We start from the raw sequence: 18683 nt of genomic DNA on the forward strand, positions 1-18683 counted from the left end.
GGGTTGCGCGAACTCCTGCGGTCAGGCGGCGAGTTCTCCGGCCTGGAGGTGCCAGAGGGATGCGTAGAGCCCGCGCTGCGCGAGCAGTTCGTCGTGGGTGCCTTGTTCGGCCACCACGCCGCCCTTGTCCATGACGTAGATCCGGTCCGCGTGGCGGATGGTGGACAGCCGGTGGGCGATGATGACCATCGTCCGGTCGGCCGCGAAGCCGCGCAGGGTGCGCTGGATGGCGGCCTCGGTCTCGTTGTCGACGGCGGAGGTGGCCTCGTCCAGGATGACGACCGGCGAGTCCTTGAGGATCGCCCGCGCCAGCGCGATGCGCTGCCGCTGGCCGCCGGACAGGGCGGCGCCGCGTTCGCCGATCATCGTGTCGTAGCCGTCCGGCAGCGAGGCGATGAAGGCGTGTGCCTCGGCCATCCGGGCCGCGTTCACCACGGCCTGCTCCGGGGCCTCGAAGCTGCCGTAGCGGATGTTCTCGGCGATGGTGCCGTCGAAGAGGAACGGGTCCTGGGCGACGAAGCCGATCGCCTCCCGGACGCCCCGGCGGGGCAGCTCGCGCAGCTCCCGGCCGTCGAGCCGGACGCTGCCGAACTCCGCGTCCTGGAACCGCATCAGCAGCTTGGCGATGGTCGTCTTCCCCGAGCCGGTGGCCCCGACGATGCCGGTGGTCCGGCCGGCCGCGATGGTCAGCGAGAGGTCCTCCAGCACCGGCGGCCGGCCGGGGTAGGCAAAGGTCACCTGGTCGAGGACGAGCTCGCCCTTGACCTGCTCGGCGTCGAGCGGCCCGCCGGTGCCGTCGGTCTCCACCGGCAGCGCGTGCAGCCGCTGCACGCGGTCGTAGGCGGCCAGCGTCCGCTGGTACTGGTCGACGATGCCACCGAGGCGGTTCATCCGCAGCAGCACCATCTGGGGCAGGCCGATCAGCGGGCTGAACACCTCGAACGGCAGCGAGCCGTTGAGCACGGACCGGCCGCCGAGCAGCAGGGTGCCGGCCATCGAGCTGGTGGTGGTGACCCGGACGATCTCCGCGTGCCGGATGGTACTGCGGTCGGTCTGCTCGTTGCTCCGCTGGGCGAGTTCGCCGAGGTGGTCGACGCGCGCCGCCTCGTACTCCTCGGTGCAGAAGCTCTTGACGGTGGCGCTCGCCTCCAGGTTGTTGACCAACTGGCTGTGCAGCCTGGCCCGGTGCTCGCTGGAGACGGCGTAGTCGGCGGCGACCCGGTCGTGGTAGTGGAACGACAGCCAGGCGATGACCGGGATGGGCAGGAAGGAGATCCAGGCGATCTGCGGCGCCAGCAGCAGGAAGAGCGGCACCAGGATGAGCAGGCTGCTGCCCAGTTGCAGCACGTCGTTCGCCGAGGTGGCGAAGAAGGTGCCGAGCTGGCCGACATCGTCCATCAGCACGCCGGCCACCCTGGTGGTCCGCTCGCCCTCCAGGTGCCGCAGCTCCAGCTGCTCCACGTGGGCGTAGGTCCGGTTGCGCCAGTCGTGCTGGACCTCCTGGCCGAGCTTGCGCCACTGGGTGCCCGAGGCGTAGGCGAGCCCCGCCACTGCGGCGCAGGCGACGGCCACCGACCCGGCCAGCGCCCAGAGTTGAGCAGAGGCCGTGGTCAGGCCGAGGCGGACCAGCGGCGCCGCCTGGCCCTTGATGAGCACCAGCGCAGTCCAGCCGAGGAAGGTGCCGAGCGCCATCTCCGAGAGCTGGCAGGCGACCGACAGCGCGGAGGCCCGGTAGAGCCGCCGGCGGTGCGGACCGACGACCTCCAGCAGGGGGTGGCGGGCGGCTTCGGGTGCGGACGACGCCCGGGCTTCGTCGACGGTTCTGCGCCAGGCCCGCCGGACCACCACCACGGTGGCAGTCGCCACGGCGCCCAGCGCCGCCAGCTGCTTGGTCAACGCCGACCCGCGCACCAGCGCCACGCCGGTCGCGACCCCGCCCGTGACGGCCAGCACAGGGCGGACCCCGACGCGCTCCGCCCGCGGAGCACGCGGCCCGGCGGGCCGCGCCGGCGCCGGACTGCCGGCTCCGGCAGCGCTTCCGGTAATGCCTCTGGTGGCGTTCTCCGCGAACAACGCGACCGCCCGCCGGACGAGCCGGCTGACGTCCGTGGCGGTCACGCTCGCGTCGTGGCGAACGAGAACCCCTCCGGTGATCGGGCTGGCCTGTGCCTCGGTGATGCCGGGAATCCGTCGAAGGGCCGCCGCGAGCACCTCGGCGACCTGCGGCCGTCCGAGCACCAGCTTGACGTCCCAGCGCTGCCGACCCGGAATGACCGAGCGCGGGCGCACATCCAAATCCCCGGAGCGGTATCCGGCTGCGGCACCCAGCAGAGATGGCATGTGTACGATCACCTGTTTGCGGAGGTCGCGAATCCCGCCGCGGACACGGCGGAGCACTGCGACGGAACGGAAATTCGGTCAGGGAGGATGGTTCGGTTCAAAAGAGTCGATCGGCCGCCGTATGGGCGCACCGGGAAACAAGGCGCCCACACGGAGACCTCTCGTCCGGCCCGGCTCAGTTCGCCTTGCCGGCACCTGCTGTGGCACGGATCTTGGGCGTCCTGGCCTCGTCCTCGGAACGGCCGGCGGCATCGTCCCTACCACCGTTCGGGTCGCCGCCGGCGGCGACCCTCGGACCGGCGGCCGCATGACCGACGGGTTCTCCCACGGCGATCTGTGCGGCCACCATCTCGGCGGCCACTTCGGCCGCGAGGTCGTGGATGTTCTCCCCGGCCTCGTGGGCGGCCTTCTTCACCTCAAGAACCAGCCCCACGGACGTCTTGACGACGCCTCGCATCAGCGGCTTGAGGACACGCTTGGCCAGCGGTGCGACGATGAGGCCGACCAGGAAGGGCGGTACGACGGGCGGCATAGCTCTCCATCCTCTCTACGTATACGTGCGACAGGGACTCCAGACACTGCGAATACCGGAGCAGCACACGGTTAGGCGGACGGAATCACCCACACCGGAATTCACGATCCGCGCCACGCCGAGCAAGCCGGATATTCCGCCGAAGAACCGAGACGGTCTCTCGCACGGAATCGACCCTGAAGACTCGACGAACTGTTCACGTGTCCGAGTCCACAACCGTGAGACCACCGCCCGCTTTTCAGCAGCGTAGTCGATTCATGTCGGTCGAGGCCAAACAGCCAAGTCGCATTTCACCCGTGCGTGTACTCTTCGACTCGCCGACCGGAGCGGGCCGCAACGCTTTCGACAATCACACACATCCTCCGGGGCCGATGAATTTACCGGAAGGATTTTCAGCCTATTCGCTCGGTCTCTTCAGCACGGAGTTCGCGCGCCACCCGCCGCCGCAGGGCCGGGAACGGCAGTCCGCCACCGCTCAGCACCACCTCGTGAAAGGCGCGGACATCGAAACCGGCCCCCTGGTCCTCTTCGACCCGGGCCCGCAGCCGGCTGAACTCCAGATACCCGGCGCGGTACGACAGCGCCTGCCCCGGGAGGTCGGTCGAGTAGCGCAGCAGGTCGGAGGCGATCTGCCGGTCCGACTCGGTGGAGTTGGCGCGCATGAACGCCCGCGCCTCCTCCAGGGTCATCGTCCCGAGGTTGAGCCCCGTGTCGACGACGAGGCGCTGCGAGGTGAACCGCTCCTGCGCGAGGCGCCCGTACGCGTCCCACGGGTCGTCGTAGAGGCCCATCTCCCAGCCGAGTCCGGCCGCGTACTCCGCCCAGCCCTCGTTGAACCCGCCGAACTCGACGACCTCCCGCCGCAGTTCGGGCAGCACCCGGCTCTCCGCCTGCCGGGCGAGATGGAAGTGATGCCCGGGCGCCAGCTCGTGGTAGATCAGGGAGGCCGCGCCCAGCAGTGACCGGTTCGCCAGGTCCGAGCCGTTGTAGCGGTAGCGTCCGACGGGGCCGGCCGGGGTCGGCTGCTCGTAGTACCCGAAGGTCATCCCCGCCTCCAGCGCCGGATCCAACCGGGCCAGCCCGTAGGGGGCCGCCGGCAGGGTGGCGAACCACCGCGGCAGCAGCGGAGCCAGGCGGTCGAGGTGGCCGCGGTAGCGGGCCTCGACCTCCTCGGGCGTTCTCGCGTGGAGGCGGGGCTCGGTCCGCAGGCGGGCGTGGAAGTCCTCCTCGCCACCCGGGAATCCGAGCGCGGCGCGGACTTCGCGCATCCGCTCGGCCAGCTCGAGGCAGTGGTCGAGGCCGAGCGCGTGCAGCCGCTCGGGCGACGCGTCCTCGGCTGTGTGGGTCCGGATGAACTCCCGGTACGCCTCCTCACCACCCTCGTACTGCGCCCAGCCGACGCCCTCCGCCGCGCCGCGCCGGTAGGCGGGATCGTCGAGGACGGCGAGCAGCCCGTCGAACGCCGGCTCCACCTCGCCCGTCACCAGCCGCCGTACCCCGTCCCGCAGTCCGGCGCGGTCCGCGGGCCCGAGCCGGTCCTCGTCGACCTCCACCCGGCGTGCCAGCAAGGCCCGCAGGCCGACGATCGTGGCGCGGGCGCCGGCCAGGGCCGGGGCCGGGATGCGGACGCCGCGCGCCGCCTGCCCGGCCGTCTTGTCGCGGATCGTGCCGACCACCCGGGCGAGTTCGCGCACCAGGACCAAGTACCGCTCGGAGTCGGCCCGTTCGTCGAAGCGGAAGGGGGCGAGGACGGTGTCGGCGTACTGCACCAGCGGAAACAGCCGGTACGGGGTGGCGGCGGGGGTCAGCCAGTAGCAGCGGCGGGCCCGAAGCTCCTGCTCCGCCAAGGCCGCGACGAACGCGGCGGTATCCGCATCGGTGCCGGACAGCTCCGCGTCGTCGATCGACCGGAGGCGGTCCAGCACGCCCGCCCCGAACCGCGCCCGTTCGTCCGCCTCCGCGACCGACACCCCGGGCAGAGTCTCGACCGGGAGCCCCCGCCGGACCCGCAGCAGCGGATCGCGCTCCAGCAAGAACTCCCAGTAGCAGGCCGCCAGATGACCGATCTCGCGGCCGGGTTCGTCCGTCCTCATACGGACAGTGTGGCGACGCGGCACAGCGGGGGTGGCCGGATGGCGGACCGCCGGGCGGCGATGTCCCCCGGACGAGTGAAATGTGACCACCGGTTCCCCGCGCGGGCCCCGGGGGCGGGAACCAAGGGACAGGGCGGGCCGGAGGGTTTCGGGACCCGGTCCGAAACCGGCCTCCGGGCAAGAAGGTCGGGGTGCACGACGGATCGGCGGTGGCACCATGGGCGCCGTGCCCCGTAGCCCCGTCCCGGTGACGCTGACGGCCGCCGTCACCGCCGCGGCCGCCGTTCTGGCCGGATGCGGCGGCACCGCCCGCTCCTCGACCACCACCCCGGTCGTGGAGCGCGGGACCGTCAGGATCGCGGCGGCCAACGAGACGCCGAGCTTCAACCCGTACTCGGCCTTCGGCAACGGCCCGGCCCGCTACGCCTACGACTCCCTGGTCAACGTCTCCCCCGACGGCACGCTCGTCTCCGGCCTGGCGACGGCCTGGCGGGCCACCACCACCTCGGCCACGTTCACCCTCCGTCCGGACGTGACGTGTTCCGACGGCACGCCCCTCACCCCCTCGGCGGTGGCCCGCTCGCTGTCCTACGCGGCCGACCCGGCCCACCAACTCGCCGGCGCGCAGAGCGTGCTGCCCGGCGTCCCGTTCACCGTGACCGCCGACGACGCGGCCGGCACGGTGTCGGCGACGATGGCCGCCCCCTACCCGTTCGTCACCCGCACGCTCGGCCTGCTGCCCATCGTCTGCCCCGCCGGCCTGGACCGGCCGCAGTCGCTGGACCGGGGCACCGCAGGCACCGGCCCATACGTCCTGACCGGGTACACCGCCGGCGGGCCGTACGAGTTCACGGTGCGCGAGGGCTACACGTGGGGCCCGGCCGGGGCGACGACCGCGACGCCCGGGCTGCCCGCCCGGATCGTCGTCTCCGTGGTACCGCAGGAGTCCACCGCCGCGAACCTGCTGCTCACCGGGGGCGTCAACATCGCGACGGTCCGCGGACCGGACCGCTCCCGGCTCGCCGGCCGCGGCCTGGCCACCACCGACGTGGCGACCGTGGTCGGACTGACCTTCTTCAACCAGCGCCCGGGCCGCCCCCTCAACGACCCGGCGGTCCGCCGGGCCCTGGTGGCCGCGCTGGACCGCCAGGGGCTCGCCAACGTCGCCGTCGGCGGCACCGGCCGGCCCGCCACCGACTTCGGCGCGGTGGGCGCCGTCTGCCACTCGGATCTCGCGGCCGCCAACCTGCCCGTCCAGGACGCCGCCGAGGCGCTGCGCGCCGCGGGCTGGACCAGGGCCGCCGACGGCCGGCTGGCCAAGGACGGCTTCCCGCTGCGGCTGCGCCTGATCACCAGCCCGGACCTCGGCTCGACACTGCCGTCCGTGGCCGAGCTGATGGCCCGGGAGTGGACGGCGCTCGGCGCGGACGTCCGGCTCGTCAGCGAAGGCCTGCCCGCGCTGGTCAACGCGATGTACCAGACCGGCGACTTCGACGTCGTGATCGGCAGCACGCCGGGATTCCTGCTTCCGGCCGGCTTCGTCCCGTTCTTCTCCGGACCGCCCCCCGCCCAGGGACTCAACTTCGCCGAGGTCGCCGACCCCGCGTACGACGCCCTCGTCGCCCAGGCGCTCCAGGAGACGGACACGACCGGCTGCGGCACCTGGAACCGGGCCGCGGCCGCACTGTTCCGCTCGGCCGACGCCCTGCCGATCGCCGACGGCGAGAGCACCGTCTACGGCTACCGCACCACCTTCGCCACCACCTTCGGCGGCGCCATCGTCCCCACCAGCATCCGCCTGCACCGATGACCGGGGTGAGCGACGTGTCCGTATCCCTGCTGCCGCGGCACCCGTGGACGGCGTTCTGCGTCCGCCGCTCGGCCCGGCTGGTCCTCTCCCTGGGCGTCGTGCTCACCGCGTCCTTCGCGATGATCCGGCTCGTCCCCGGCGACCCGGTGCGCGCCGCCCTGGGCGTCGACGCCCCGCCCGCCCTGGTGGCCGCCCGCCGGCATCAACTCGGCCTCGACCAGCCCTTCCTGGCCCAGTACCGGCACTACCTGGGTGGACTCCTGCACGGCGACATGGGGGCCTCCCTGATCACCGGGACACCCGTCGCGGAACTGGTCCGGACCCGGCTCCCGGCCACCCTCGACATCGCGCTCCCGGCGTTCCTCGTCACCCTCGCCGTCGCCCTGCCCTGCGGGCTGGTCGCCGCCGTCCACACCCGCGACGGGCGACGCCCGCGCGCTGAGCTGGCGTTCACGGCGGTGACCGCCGGCCTCGCCAGCGTGCCGGACTTCGTGCTGGCCGCAGGGCTGAGCGCGCTGCTGGCCGTCGGCCTGGAACTGCTCCCGGTGGCGGGCACCGCGGGCGCGGAGTCCTTCGTCCTCCCCGTGCTCGCCCTCTCCCTCGCCCCCACCGCCGTCCTGGCGCGCGTCGTCCGGGTGGAGGCGCTGAAGGTGCTCGCCGAGGACTACATGCGCACCGCCCGGGGGAAGCGGCTCTCCCCCGCCCGCCGCTACCTGCGGCACGCGGCGCCGAACATGGCGACCGCCGCGCTCACCGTCGCCGGCAGCCTGCTGCCTGCCATGATCGCCGGCACCGTGCTGGTCGAGAAGGTGTTCGCCTGGCCCGGTATCGGGTCGGCGATGGCCCAGTCCGTGGTCGCGCAGGACTATCCGGTGGTCCAGGCGATGGTGCTGATCCTGGGCACGACGGTGCTACTCGCCGGCCTCCTGGTCGACGGGCTGCTCGCGCTGCTCGACCCGCGCTCGGCGATCCGGGAGATGTGAGGCCCGATGTCCGTTCCCACCCGGTCCCGGCGGAGCCTGCCGTCCTCACCCCTGGCATGGGTCGCGGCGACGATGCTGGCCTCGCTGGTCCTGCTCGCGCTCGCCGGTCCGCTCGTCTGGGGTGCGGCAGCCGACCGTCCCGACCCCTCGGCGGTGCTGCAGGGCCCGTCCGCCGCGCACCCCTTCGGCACCGACAACCTCGGGCGGGACCTGCTCGCCCGGGTACTGACCGCCGCCCGGCCCTCCCTCCTGCTCGCGCTCTCGGCGACCCTGCTGGGCGCGGCCGGCGGCGTCGTCCTGGGGGCGTCCACCGCCGTCGTCGGCCCGCGCACCCGCCGGTGGCTCGCCACGCTGATCAACCTCCTGCTCGCCTTCCCCGCCCTCCTGGTCGCGCTCTTCCTCGCGGTCGTCCTCGGCGCGGGCGCGGGCGGCGCGCTGTTCGCCCTCGCCGTCGCGTCCGTCCCCGGCTTCGCCCGGCTGGCCCAGACGCTCGCCGCCGGGGTCTCGGGCACCGACTACCTGGCCGCGGCCCGCGTCCTCGGCCTGCGCCGGCACCGCCTGCTCCGGCGGCACGTCCTGCCCAACATCGCCGAGCCGCTGCTGCTGAGCACCACCATGGCCGCGGGCACGGCGCTCGTCGCGCTCGCCGGACTGAGCTTCCTCGGGCTCGGCGTGCAGCCGCCCGCCTACGACTGGGGGCAGCTGCTCAACCAGGGGCTGGACCGCGTATACGCTCAGCCACTGCCCGCCCTCGCGCCGGGCCTGGCCATCCTCTACGCGGCCCTGACGTTCCAACTGCTCGGCGAGGTCCTGGCCGGGAGCGCCGCCCGGCGCGCCCACGCACCGCAGTCGCCACCGACCGCACCCTTGCCCGCAACCCTGCCTGCGCCTCTGCCCGTACCGGACGGACCGGCCGGGGACGATCACGTTCTGCAGGATCACGTTCTGCAGGTCGAGGACCTCACGATCGAACTCCCCACCCCCGCCGGAGTGATCCGGCCGGTCCGAGGCGTCAGCCTCTCCCTGCGGGCCGGGGAGATCGTGGGGCTCGTCGGCGAGTCCGGCTCCGGCAAGTCGCTCACCGCCCTCGCGCTCGCCGGCCTACTGCCCGAACACGCCCGGGTCGGCCGGCGGACGCACCGCCTGCTCGGCGCCGACCTCACCGCCATGACACGGAAGGAACGCCACCACCACCTCGCGACCGGGCTGGCGGTGATCTTCCAGAACCCGGCATCGGCACTCAACCCGTCGCTCCGGATCGCCACCCAGCTCACCGAGGCGATCCGCACGCACCGCGGCGCAAGCCGCACGGAGGCCGCCGCGCAGGCCGAGGCCGCCCTGCGACGGGTCGCCCTGCCGCCGTCCCTCCTGCGCTCGCGCCCCCACCAGCTCTCGGGCGGCCAGCGCCAGCGCGTGATGATCGCATCCGGCCTGATGGTGCGGCCGGCCCTGATCATCGCCGACGAGCCGACGACGGCACTCGACGTCACGGTGCAGCGGCAGATCACCGAGCTGCTCTCCGACGTCCGGCGGGACACCTCCGCCGCGGTGCTGTTCATCAGCCACGACGTCGCGCTCGTGGCCGGGCTGTGCGAGCGCGTCCTGGTGATGTACGCCGGGACGGTCGTCGAGAGCCTGCCGGCGGACCGCCTGGCCACCGCCACCCGCCACCCCTACACCCGGGCACTGGTCGAGTCCGTACCGGACCTGACCGCGGACCGCGACCGGCCGCTGCGCACCGTCGAGGGCGGACCGCCCGATCCGCTCGCGCCCGCCGCCGGCTGCCCGTTCCAGCCGCGCTGCCCCCACCGGCGGCACCGCTGCGCCGAGGACGTCCCGGCGCTGACCGACCTGGACCCCGGGCACCGGGTCGCGTGCTGGTACCCGCTGCCGGCACCGGCGAAGGCGACCGCCTCATGACCGCCCTGACGCTCTGCCAGGTCACCGTCCGGTACGACGGGCCACACGGCCCGGTCACCGCGGTGGACGGCGTCTCCCTGGACATCCCGGCCGGCACGACGGTCGGGCTGGTGGGCGAGTCCGGCTCGGGGAAGTCGAGCCTGGCCCGCGCCGTCGTCGGGCTGACACCGCTGTCCGGGGGCCGTATCATCCTCGACGGCCGCGAGGTCGGTGGCCGTACCGTCCGCGCCCGGCGCCACCTCGGCCGCCGGGTCCAGGTCGTCTTCCAGGACCCGGACACCGCGCTCGATCCCCGGATGACGGTCCGCCAGACGCTCGAAGAGGCGGCCACCGCCTTCCGCCGGCTCGACCGGCGGGCCCGCTCCGAGCGCGTCGCCGGCCTGCTCGACCTCGTCGGCCTGGATCCGCGGCTCGCCGACCGCCTGCCGCGCCAGCTGTCGGGCGGGCAACGTCAACGGGTGGCCATCACCCGCGCCTTGGCCGTCGAGCCGGACGTCCTGATCGCTGACGAGATCACCTCGGCGCTCGACGTCTCGGTGCAGGCGTCCGTCCTCAACACGATCCGCCGGCTGCAGCGTCAACTGGGCCTGTCCATGCTGTTCATCGGCCACAACCTCCCCGCGGTCTGCTACGTCTCCGACGTGGTGGCCGTGATGCACCGCGGCCGGATCGTCGAGACGGCCCCCACCACGGCCCTCCTGCGCGACCCGCAGCACCCGTACACCCGGGCACTGCTCACCTCCGTGCCGATCCTGAACGCCCCGCCGCCAGGCGAGCCTGCCGCGCCCGCCCTGCCGGCCCTGCCTGCCCTGCCGGCCCTGCCGGACGAGAAGCTGTCATGACCGTCGGTCAACCGGACGCGGTGGTGGTCGGAGCCGGTGTGATCGGCGCCGCCGTCGCTCTCGAACTCGCGCGCACCGGACGGCAGATCGTCGTCGTGGACAAGGGCGGGGCCGCGGGCCACGGCTCCACCAGCGCGTCCAGCGCGATCATCCGGTTCAACTACTCCGCCTTCGACGGCGTCGCCACGGCCTGGGAGGCCCGCCACCTCTGGGCGACGTGGCCGGAGCATCTGCGGCTGACCACCCGCCGCCCGCTCGCCGCCTTCCGGCGCACCGGAGCCGTGCTGCTCGACGCCCCCGGCCCCGCACCGTCGGGCGTCGCCGCCCTGTTCGACCGCGCCGGCGTCCCGTACGAGCGGTGGGACGCCGCGACGCTCCGCAGGCACCTCCCCGGGATCGACCCCGGGCGCTACGGTCCGCCGAAGCCGGTGGACCACGACGCCTTCTTCGCCGGCCCCACCGGCGAGCTCGGCGCCCTGTTCACCCCCGACGCAGGGTTCGTCGACGACCCTCAGCTCGCCGCGCAGAACCTCGCGGACGCGGCGGCCGAGCTGGGCGCGCGGTTCCTGTTCCACCACACCGTGGTGGGCGTCGACCGGCGCGCCGACCGGGTGACGGGCATCCGGCTCGCCGACGGCGGAAGGATCGCCGCGCCGGTCGTCGTCAACGCCGCCGGTCCGTGGTCGGGGGGCCTCAACCGGCTGGCGGGCGTCGGAGGCGACTTCACCATTGGCGTGCGTCCGCTCCGCCAGGAGGTCCACCAGGTCGCCGCACCGGGCGGTTGCGGCACCGGGCCGGGCCCCGGCCCGGTGATCGCCGACCCCGACCTCGGCACCTACCTGCGGGCGGCCACCGGCGGCCACCTCCTCATCGGCGGCACCCAGCCGGCCTGTGACCCACTGGAGTGGATCGACGATCCCGACGAGGCCGACCCCCGCCCCACCGTCCACCGCTTCCGGGCCCAGGTGACCCGGGCGGCCCGCCGCTTCCCCGGGCTCACCGTCCCCAACCGGCCCACCGGCATCGCCGGCGTGTACGACGTCGCCGACGACTGGACTCCGATCTACGACCGCACCGCCCTCGACGGGTACTACGTCGCCATGGGCACGAGTGGCAACCAGTTCAAGAACGCCCCGCTGGTGGGCCGTTTCCTCGCGGCCCTGGTCGACCGGGTCGAGGCCGGCCACGACCACGACCACGAACCGGTCCGCCACCGCTGCGAACACACCGGGAACGTCGTCGACCTCGGCGCCTTCTCCCGCCGACGCCCGGTCGGTGCGGGCACCTCCCGCACCGTCATGGGCTGACCACCCACCGGCTGCGGTCAACGCGGCTCCGCACCCAGTTCCCGGACCAGACCCCAGACCGCATCGACCACGAACTCGGGCACCTCCTGAGGGAAGTTGTGGCCGGTGCCGTCGGGAGTGTGGATCGCCCGCGCCGCGGACGACGTCGCCAGATAGCGGGTTCTGGTGACGAGGTAGAAGCGCCGTATCCGCTCGGCCTCAACGGCATCCCGGGCAGCATCCAGGACCATCTCGCCGCCCGTGAGATCCCGGGGCGTGACCAGCAGCAGCGGGAGGTCTCCGAGGTCCCCGTCATAGACCACGGCCTCCCAGCCCACCCTCGCCAGGCCTGACGGCGAGAGCTCCGCGAAGATCGACGCGGCAGCGCAGTCCACGCCGGTCCGGCCGCCACGGCCACGGTGTGCACCGAACAGATGCCGCACCGCCATCAGCAGCTGCTTCCGGCGCATCCCCGCGACCAGCGCGTTGCGCGGTGCGAAGGCAATGACGTCCAGCGGCGTCGGGTCCAGCAGCACAAGTCCGGCCACCAGGTCGGGCCGCCGCCTCGCCGTGTTCGCGACCAGCAGCCCGCCGAAGGAATGGCCGACCAACACGAACGGGCCGCGCTCCCCCGCGCCCGCCAGCGCGGCCAGCAGTTCCTCGGCCTCGGCCGCCGTCGTCCGCGGGAAGGACCCGACATCGCTCCAGCCCGTGCCGAGCCGGTCGACCAGGACGGAGCGGGTCCGCGCCGCCATCATCGTGTGCAGCTGCCGGAACTCGTCACCGGGGGCGTGCCCTCCGGGCATCCAGACGACCGTCGGCCCGCCCGCGGCCTCCCCCTCTGCCAACACGTGCATCCGGTGGCCACCCACGTCCACCAGCCGCCCCGGCGGCGGATGCGCCCGCGCCTCGCGGGCCACCGACACCAGGTGGCGCGAAGCCCCCGCCAACAACACCACACCGACAGCCACCACGACGCTACCGAGCGCCGGGGCCCACCCCGCGTCCAGCCCTAAGAGACCGCCGCCCACCCCCACCACCAGCAGCGCGACCGGCAACCCCAGCCAGTCCCGGCTCAGCAGCGCGAGCAAGGAGTTCGGGACCCGCCCATCCCGGCGCATCGGCCCTCCGCGGCAGCACTCGAAACCTATCGCCACCCAACTCCTTCCCCGATCCGTACGCCCGGACGCGCGCCCGCGGGTCGCAGCCGACCACGGGCACACCGCTCATCTCCGGATACCTGGGGTGACCGCCGCACATCTCGCATCGTCCCCGACTGGACGACGAGGCGGTGCCAGCTCACGGATTCCGTACGAGGCTCCCGTCGACCGCCGATGGAAGCGGAGCACGCCGGTCTGGGGGCGAACCGGACGTCACGCGGTACCGCGGGTGGGCACCGGCCGGCGGAGCCGACGCAGCGGGACGGCACCGGCTCGCTCGGCCTTGGCGGCGCGGGCCCGGCGTTCGGCGAGGACCCGGCTGCTGATGGTGGTCGCGGCACGAGCAGCGCGCTGCTCGTGGTCGGCCTGGGCGGCGTCGGCGACGGCGACGGCGACGGCGACGGCGTCGGCGTCGGCGTCGGCGTCGGCGTCGGCGTCGGCGTCGGCGTCGGCGTCGGCGTCGGCGTCGGCGTCGGCGAAGTGCTCCTCGGGCTCGCGCCGGTTACGCAGGGCCTGGTCCTGGCGGGCGGTGGCGGGGGCGGTGCGGGCGACAGCGTCGATGCCTGCCGTCCATCGGTCACATTTCTCTGTCGTGATCCGTCAAGGCAGTGACAGCACCGTGAAAGCCCTGAGGAGACAGCCCATGGAAACGCGTTCGATCACAGCAGAGGTGCCGATGGTTCCCCGGATGTCCGAGGACCCCGCGCAGCTCGTCCCGGAGCTGGCGGAGGTGTCGGCGGCGCTGTTCAAGGCCACCGGCAACGGCTCGGTACCGCGCACCACGATCAGCCTGGTCCAGCTGCGTGCCGGTCAGATCGTCGCCAGCACCTACCTGACCGTGCTGCACACCGGCTTCCTGCGCAAGGCCGGGGTGTCCGAAGAGCGGATCACGTCGGTGGCGTCCTGGCAGGACTCCCCGTACTTCACCAGTGCCGAGCGTGCCGCACTGGCCCTGGTGGAAGCGGTGCTCCAGCCGTCCGCCCACGGCGACAGGGTCTCCGACGAGCTGTACGCCCAGGCGTGCGAACACTATGACGCCAGGGCGCTCGCCACCCTGACGTTCGCAATCGGGCAGGTCAGCTTTTTCATCCCCGTGGCGCTCATCGCCAAGCCCGTGCCAGGCCGCTCATTCACCGATCCCTGGAAGTGAGATCGTCCGGGCAAGGGACCCGAACGGGGCCCTTGCCCGGACGCGGTGAGGCGAGTGGCACCTGCGGGAGCGTGCTACATGGCTCCCTGATCCATGAGGCCGCGGGTGTTCACCGAGGAGGCCGCGCTGAAGCCCTCGGGGGCGTCGATGACGGGGACCCCTCCTCCTACTCCGCCGCCGGGCTGGCCTCGGTCACGGCCCGGGTGTCGCCCCGTCTCGTTGTTCGAGTCCCGTACGTCAGACATGCCGCAACACCCCAGTCGTCTGATTAGCAGTCAGGGCTGACTCGGTCTCCTCACGCGGTATCCGCGGCTCCCGAGTCAGAAGATCGAGGCCCGGGTCGAAAAATATCTGGGCTGCCTGGGTAAACCGCACGTAGACACCGAGATCGGATGGCCGGAGCGTTGATCGGCCTGAGGGGCGCTCGGGGTGCTTCTCGGGTGGCCTGCAGGCCGAGGTCCGAGCCAGGTCAGCGTTGGGCGTCCAGGCGCTGGACCGCTCGGCACCGGTGCTGCCGATGATGCCGGGCATGCCCGAGCGCCGCACCCACGACTACGTCCGCCACGGCATCACGACCCTGTTCGCAGCCCTGGACGTGGCCACCGGCGAGGAGATCAGCACCTCCTCGCCGTGATCAACATATAACGCACCCGGGGCCTTGCGGCAAGGCCCCGGTGGTGCCGCAGAATCGTCGACCTGGGCCGGAAGCCGGCCCGGAAGCTACGGAAATGGGGGCGCAGAATGCGTGTGCTGTTGTCGACGTACGGCTCGCGGGGGGACGTCGAACCGCTGGTGGAACTCGCCGTCCAGTTGCGGGAACTCGGCGCGGAAGTGCGGGTGTGCGCGCCGCCGGACGAGGACTTCGTGGAGCTACTGGCCCGGGTCGGCCTGCCGCTGGTGCCGATCGGCCGGCCGATGCGCACGATGGTGCGTCCGTCATCGGCCGCCGAGGCGGGGCGGCGGGTGACCGAATTTGCCGCCCAGTTCGACGCGGTGGCCGCGGCGGCCGAGGGGTGCGACGCGCTGCTGGCGACCGGCCTCGCGCACTTCGCCTCGCGCTCGGTGGCGGAGAAGCTGAGCATCCCCTACGTGTACGCGACTTTCTGCTCGTTCCTGCTGCCGACACCGCACCAAGCGCCGCCGGCGATGCTGCTGCCGGGCCAGTCGCTCCCAGTGGAGGTGACGGACAACCGGGCGCTGTGGGACCTGAACGCCCAGCTCTTCAACACGCTGCACGGCGAGGCGCTCAACGCCCACCGGGTGTCGGTGGGCCTGCCACCGGTGGACAGCGTCCGCGACTTCGTCCTCACCGACCGACCGTGGCTGGCGTCGGACCCGACCCTGGACCCGTGGCAGGAGACCTCGGAGCTCGACGTCGTCCACACCGGCGCGTGGATCCTGCCGGACGAACGGCCGCTGCCAGCCGACCTGGTGGCGTTCCTGGACGCCGGCGCGGCACCGGTGTTCGTCGGGCTCGGCAGCACCCGCCGCGTCTCGGCGGACGTCGCCCGGGTAGCCATCGAGGCGGTCCGCGCGCAGGGGCACCGCGTCCTCGTCGGGCGCGGCTGGGCGGACCTGGCCCTGATCGACGACCGGGATGACTGCTTCATGGTCGGCGAGGTCAACCAGCAGGCCCTGTTCGGCCGGGTGGCCGCCGTCGTGCACCACGGCGGTGCGGGTACGACGACGACGGCCGCCCGGGCCGGCGCTCCTCAGGTGGTGGTACCGCAGGCGGCGGATCAGCCGTACTGGGCCGGCCGGGTGGCCGATCTGGGCGTCGGCGCGACAGTCGACGGTCCGTTGCCGACCGTCGAGTCCCTGTCGGCCGCGCTCGGGACGGCCCTGACTCCCGAGACCCGCGCACGGGCGAGGGCCGTGGCCGGCGCGATCCGCACCGACGGGGCGGTGGTGGCGGCGAAGCTGCTGCTCGACGTGGTCAGCGGAGCGGTCGGCGGCGCGGCGGGCGGAGCGAGGCCGCCGGTGTCCGCCTGAACCGTGTGGTGCGTCGGGCCGGCCGCTGGTTCCGCAGTCCGGCGGCGCCCGGAACCGCGCGGGGCGTGAGGGCGCGTAGGTCCCGTACGACGGTTCGACCCATCTTGCCGTTGATCCGTGCGAGGAACTGGCGGCCGAGCAGGCGCAGCTGGGTGGCGTAGGCGAGGGAGGAGGGCTGTAGGTCGAGGCAGCCGGCGCGCGGTTCGAAGTGGGTCGGGGCGGATCTTGCCGACGAGTTCGGGGGGCGATGTCGGCCCACTGGTCGAGGACGCTGCCTCCGGCGGTGGGGGTCTCCCAGACGCGTTCGGCGACCAGCCCGGCGAGGACGTTGCGGGACGGGCTCGGGTCGCGGCCGGTGCGGCGGCTGGTCGGCGCTGCCGGATCGGGTGAACACCGTACAGGCGCAGGTGGGCGCGGGCAGACTGGGCCGGTGACCATGCTGCTGCGGCTGCACAGCCGCCTCCGATCAGACGTGCACTGGTGGGTCCAAGGCGGCGGCGCGGAAGTGCAGCGACGCAGGTGGGGTGCCTGGTTCGCCGTCAGCTGCGTGGTGGCGTGGGCTTGCACGTTCGTGCTGTCCAGACTGGGGCCAGTGCTGGACCTCGGACCGACAGGGCAGAGCCGCCTGTTGCTGGTCTCGTTCATGGGTACGCTCACCGGTGCGCTGGCCTGGGCCACGGTGGCGCCGGGCCAGTTCTCGTCCCGAGCTGTGCTGGTCAGCGTCGGCGCCGGGTTGGCGTTCTGGGTGCTCGTCGCCGTCGTCCTGATTTGAGGTCAGGACTGCGGCCAACTTCGCGACCGTACGCTGATGGCCGGGCCCTTCGTGATTCGAGTGTGAGTGGCCCGGCCACCCTCTCGAGCAGCACTGACGCCGGGTCAGGGACCGGCGATGATCCTGGTCACGAACACGGACTTCACGACGAGCACGCGCAGGGCGCGGGTGGTGGTGTCGAAACCGGACGGCCCCAGTAAGCGGCGGCGTCGGTGCCGACGATGGTGACCCACCGGTCCTGGATGGTGCCGCCGGCCATGCCGGGGGCCCGGCCCTGGGAGGCGGCGAGCGCGGGGAGGACCAGGTCGAGGCGGTCCGGTCCTCTCGCGTCGAATGCTCAGCCGGCTGATCCGGCATCCGTCAGGAACTCACGAGCAGCCTGGACGACTGTGCCGATGATCCAGATGGGTATCGCCTGCCAGCTCGTTGTCACTTCGGGGATGCCGCTGTGAACTGGTTCCCATGGGTGGTGCCAGTTGAAGCCCTCGGTCACATGTGCCACTTGAGTGCCGGAGGACTCCTTCTTCCAGGTCTCCGACATGATCGGCAGGAAGGTCGCCCAGACGAGCGCCCCCGCTGCCAGGAGGATCTCCGTCACATGTGTGGCGATCACATCGCGCACCGTGGCGAGCGCGGTCGGTTTCGGCGCCTGCTCCGATGGGTTCTGAGTGTTTGGCACCGAAGCGGGAGATGACGATGCGACAGGCCCGATCTTCGGCGTCTTGCCTCCTTCGTTGCCTGCGGTGACATTGGGAGAACCGGGCTGATCGCTGGAGACGGGGCCGGCCGCGTCCCTGTCAGGGGCGGTGAGGGCTCGCAAAGCGCTGGTGCGCTCCTGGATAGCCGCACGGGCACCGGTGATGCCCATCCAGGCGCCCGGGCCGAGCGCTTCACCCAGCTCCCCCTCACACCACTTCTGCACGCGTACCGGTGTCGGGCGCTGGGCAGGGTCCTTGTGCAGGCAGACGGTGATCAGCTGGCGTAACGGCGGGGCGAGGACAGAGACGTCCGGGGTGTCAGCAACGACGCGGTGGGCAACGGCCCACTCATTCTCCGCGGCGAACGCCTCGCGGCCGGTAGCGAGGAAGTACAGGGTGGAGCCGAGAGCGAAGACGTCGGAGCCCGCGCCCACGGCGCGGCCCGCGGCCTGCTCGGGCGACATGTACAGCGGGGTGCCGATCCGGGTGGAGTGGCTGCTGTAGGTCACCGACTGCGCCAGGGATTTGACGATGCCGAAGTCGATGACCTTCGGACCGCTCTCGTCCAGCATGATGTTCCCGGGCTTGAGGTCCCGGTGCACCACCTTCGCGGCGTGGATGTCGGCGAGGGCATGGGCGATGCCCCAGGCCAGCAGCATCACCTGACCGGTCGGCAGCGGCCCGTGCTCAACCACCAGCTCCCGCAGGGGCGGCCCGGCCACGTACGTCGTGGCCAGCCACGGTCGCTCGGCTCGGGGATCGGCGTCCAGCAGCGGTGCGAGGTGGGCGCCACGCACCTTCTGCGCGGCACCCACCTCGCGCGCGAACCGCTGCCCGAACTCCGCATCCCTGGCGAACTCGTTACGGATCACCTTCACAGCCGCCGGCTGCCCGCCGGGGGAAAGGGCGAGGAACACCTGCCCCATACCGCCCTCACCCAGCCGCGCCACCAGCCGAAAGCCCCCGAGACTGCCCGGATCGTTCGACTGCAGTGCAGGAAACCGAAACGCCGCCCTCGACACGAAGCACTCCCCTCGTCTCCCCACCGGGATACCTCACGGCTCAACCGCCCGTCGCATTCGCCCATGAGCGTAGAACCCTGCCT

At 72.7% G+C, this 18683-nt stretch carries 14 protein-coding genes and 1 pseudogene; 10 read left to right on the forward strand and 5 right to left on the reverse strand.

Annotated elements, in window-relative coordinates; translation table 11 throughout:
• Window positions 1-21: 21 nt before the first annotated feature.
• The 3 genes from P3T39_RS22190 to P3T39_RS22200 all read right to left on the reverse strand — a co-directional run bounded on the left by P3T39_RS22190 (window position 22) and on the right by P3T39_RS22200 (window position 4965).
• Window positions 22-2340 carry an ABC transporter ATP-binding protein/permease gene (locus P3T39_RS22190; RefSeq protein ID WP_280700221.1) on the reverse strand — a complete coding sequence of 773 codons (2319 nt, stop codon included), beginning with the start codon at window positions 2338-2340 and terminating at the stop codon, window positions 22-24.
• Between the two features lie 175 nt (window positions 2341-2515).
• Window positions 2516-2872, reverse strand: a complete 357-nt coding sequence (locus tag P3T39_RS22195; RefSeq protein WP_280700222.1) for a DUF5132 domain-containing protein — start codon at window positions 2870-2872, stop codon at window positions 2516-2518.
• A 392-nt stretch (window positions 2873-3264) separates the two neighbouring features.
• The gene (locus P3T39_RS22200; protein WP_280700223.1) at window positions 3265-4965 is read right to left on the reverse strand and encodes a DUF885 domain-containing protein; all 1701 of its coding nucleotides are present in this window, start codon (window positions 4963-4965) and stop codon (window positions 3265-3267) included.
• Between the two features lie 217 nt (window positions 4966-5182).
• Here P3T39_RS22200 and P3T39_RS22205 point away from each other — a divergent pair, with 217 nt between their 5' ends.
• The 5 genes from P3T39_RS22205 to P3T39_RS22225 are packed head-to-tail and all read left to right on the forward strand — an operon-like array spanning window position 5183 to window position 11827.
• The gene (locus P3T39_RS22205) at window positions 5183-6775 is read left to right on the forward strand and encodes an ABC transporter substrate-binding protein (RefSeq protein WP_280700224.1); all 1593 of its coding nucleotides are present in this window, start codon (window positions 5183-5185) and stop codon (window positions 6773-6775) included.
• A gap of 14 nt (window positions 6776-6789) precedes the next feature.
• Window positions 6790-7758 (forward strand): ABC transporter permease, encoded by a 969-nt coding sequence (locus P3T39_RS22210; protein WP_348534373.1) that lies wholly within the window; start codon window positions 6790-6792, stop codon window positions 7756-7758.
• Between the two features lie 6 nt (window positions 7759-7764).
• Window positions 7765-9678, forward strand: a complete 1914-nt coding sequence (locus P3T39_RS22215) for a dipeptide/oligopeptide/nickel ABC transporter permease/ATP-binding protein (RefSeq protein WP_280700226.1) — start codon at window positions 7765-7767, stop codon at window positions 9676-9678.
• Entirely contained in the window at window positions 9675-10520 is an 846-nt protein-coding gene (locus tag P3T39_RS22220) for an ATP-binding cassette domain-containing protein (RefSeq protein ID WP_280700227.1), read from the forward strand. The genes P3T39_RS22215 and P3T39_RS22220 overlap by 4 nt, the downstream gene beginning before the upstream one ends.
• Window positions 10517-11827, forward strand: coding sequence for an FAD-dependent oxidoreductase (locus P3T39_RS22225; protein WP_280700228.1), 1311 nt, complete (start codon window positions 10517-10519; stop codon window positions 11825-11827). The genes P3T39_RS22220 and P3T39_RS22225 overlap by 4 nt, the downstream gene beginning before the upstream one ends.
• Before the next feature lie 17 nt (window positions 11828-11844).
• Here the strand turns inward: P3T39_RS22225 and P3T39_RS22230 are convergent, their stop codons facing one another.
• Window positions 11845-12927 (reverse strand): alpha/beta hydrolase, encoded by a 1083-nt coding sequence (locus P3T39_RS22230; RefSeq protein ID WP_280700229.1) that lies wholly within the window; start codon window positions 12925-12927, stop codon window positions 11845-11847.
• A gap of 213 nt (window positions 12928-13140) precedes the next feature.
• Here P3T39_RS22230 and P3T39_RS22235 point away from each other — a divergent pair, with 213 nt between their 5' ends.
• The 5 genes and pseudogenes from P3T39_RS22235 to P3T39_RS22255 all read left to right on the forward strand — a co-directional run bounded on the left by P3T39_RS22235 (window position 13141) and on the right by P3T39_RS22255 (window position 16880).
• On the forward strand, window positions 13141-13578 hold the full coding sequence (locus P3T39_RS22235) for a hypothetical protein (RefSeq protein ID WP_280700230.1): 438 nt from the start codon (window positions 13141-13143) through the stop codon (window positions 13576-13578).
• A gap of 31 nt (window positions 13579-13609) precedes the next feature.
• Window positions 13610-14116: a carboxymuconolactone decarboxylase family protein gene (locus P3T39_RS22240; protein ID WP_280700231.1), complete on the forward strand. Its 507-nt coding sequence runs from the start codon at window positions 13610-13612 to the stop codon at window positions 14114-14116.
• A gap of 481 nt (window positions 14117-14597) precedes the next feature.
• A pseudogene (locus P3T39_RS22245) lies at window positions 14598-14723 on the forward strand (IS630 family transposase); the annotation flags it as partial.
• Between the two features lie 134 nt (window positions 14724-14857).
• A complete protein-coding gene (locus tag P3T39_RS22250) occupies window positions 14858-16108 on the forward strand; it encodes a glycosyltransferase (RefSeq protein ID WP_280700232.1) in 1251 nt (416 codons plus the stop codon).
• A gap of 430 nt (window positions 16109-16538) precedes the next feature.
• On the forward strand, window positions 16539-16880 hold the full coding sequence (locus P3T39_RS22255; RefSeq protein WP_280700233.1) for a hypothetical protein: 342 nt from the start codon (window positions 16539-16541) through the stop codon (window positions 16878-16880).
• Window positions 16881-17217: 337 nt separating this feature from the next.
• On the opposite strand, the gene P3T39_RS22260 is transcribed toward P3T39_RS22255, so the two are convergent.
• Window positions 17218-18600 (reverse strand): serine/threonine-protein kinase, encoded by a 1383-nt coding sequence (locus tag P3T39_RS22260; RefSeq protein ID WP_280700234.1) that lies wholly within the window; start codon window positions 18598-18600, stop codon window positions 17218-17220.
• Between the last annotated feature and the right edge of the window lie 83 nt (window positions 18601-18683).

The organism is Kitasatospora sp. GP82 (genome assembly GCF_029892105.1).
In the GTDB taxonomy this organism is placed as follows: Bacteria; Actinomycetota; Actinomycetes; order Streptomycetales; family Streptomycetaceae; genus Kitasatospora.

Excerpts from the sequence above, each read along its gene's own strand:
- P3T39_RS22190 (WP_280700221.1), bottom strand. The coding sequence starts at position 2,340 with ATGCCATCTCTGCTGGGTGCCGCAGCCGGATACCGCTCCGGGGATTTG.
- P3T39_RS22195 (WP_280700222.1), bottom strand. The coding sequence starts at position 2,872 with ATGCCGCCCGTCGTACCGCCCTTCCTGGTCGGCCTCATCGTCGCACCG.
- P3T39_RS22200 (WP_280700223.1), bottom strand. The coding sequence starts at position 4,965 with ATGAGGACGGACGAACCCGGCCGCGAGATCGGTCATCTGGCGGCCTGC.
- P3T39_RS22205 (WP_280700224.1), top strand. The coding sequence starts at position 5,183 with ATGGGCGCCGTGCCCCGTAGCCCCGTCCCGGTGACGCTGACGGCCGCC.
- P3T39_RS22215 (WP_280700226.1), top strand. The coding sequence starts at position 7,765 with ATGTCCGTTCCCACCCGGTCCCGGCGGAGCCTGCCGTCCTCACCCCTG.
- P3T39_RS22220 (WP_280700227.1), top strand. The coding sequence starts at position 9,675 with ATGACCGCCCTGACGCTCTGCCAGGTCACCGTCCGGTACGACGGGCCA.
- P3T39_RS22225 (WP_280700228.1), top strand. The coding sequence starts at position 10,517 with ATGACCGTCGGTCAACCGGACGCGGTGGTGGTCGGAGCCGGTGTGATC.
- P3T39_RS22230 (WP_280700229.1), bottom strand. The coding sequence starts at position 12,927 with ATGCGCCGGGATGGGCGGGTCCCGAACTCCTTGCTCGCGCTGCTGAGC.
- P3T39_RS22235 (WP_280700230.1), top strand. The coding sequence starts at position 13,141 with ATGGAAGCGGAGCACGCCGGTCTGGGGGCGAACCGGACGTCACGCGGT.
- P3T39_RS22240 (WP_280700231.1), top strand. The coding sequence starts at position 13,610 with ATGGAAACGCGTTCGATCACAGCAGAGGTGCCGATGGTTCCCCGGATG.
- P3T39_RS22250 (WP_280700232.1), top strand. The coding sequence starts at position 14,858 with ATGCGTGTGCTGTTGTCGACGTACGGCTCGCGGGGGGACGTCGAACCG.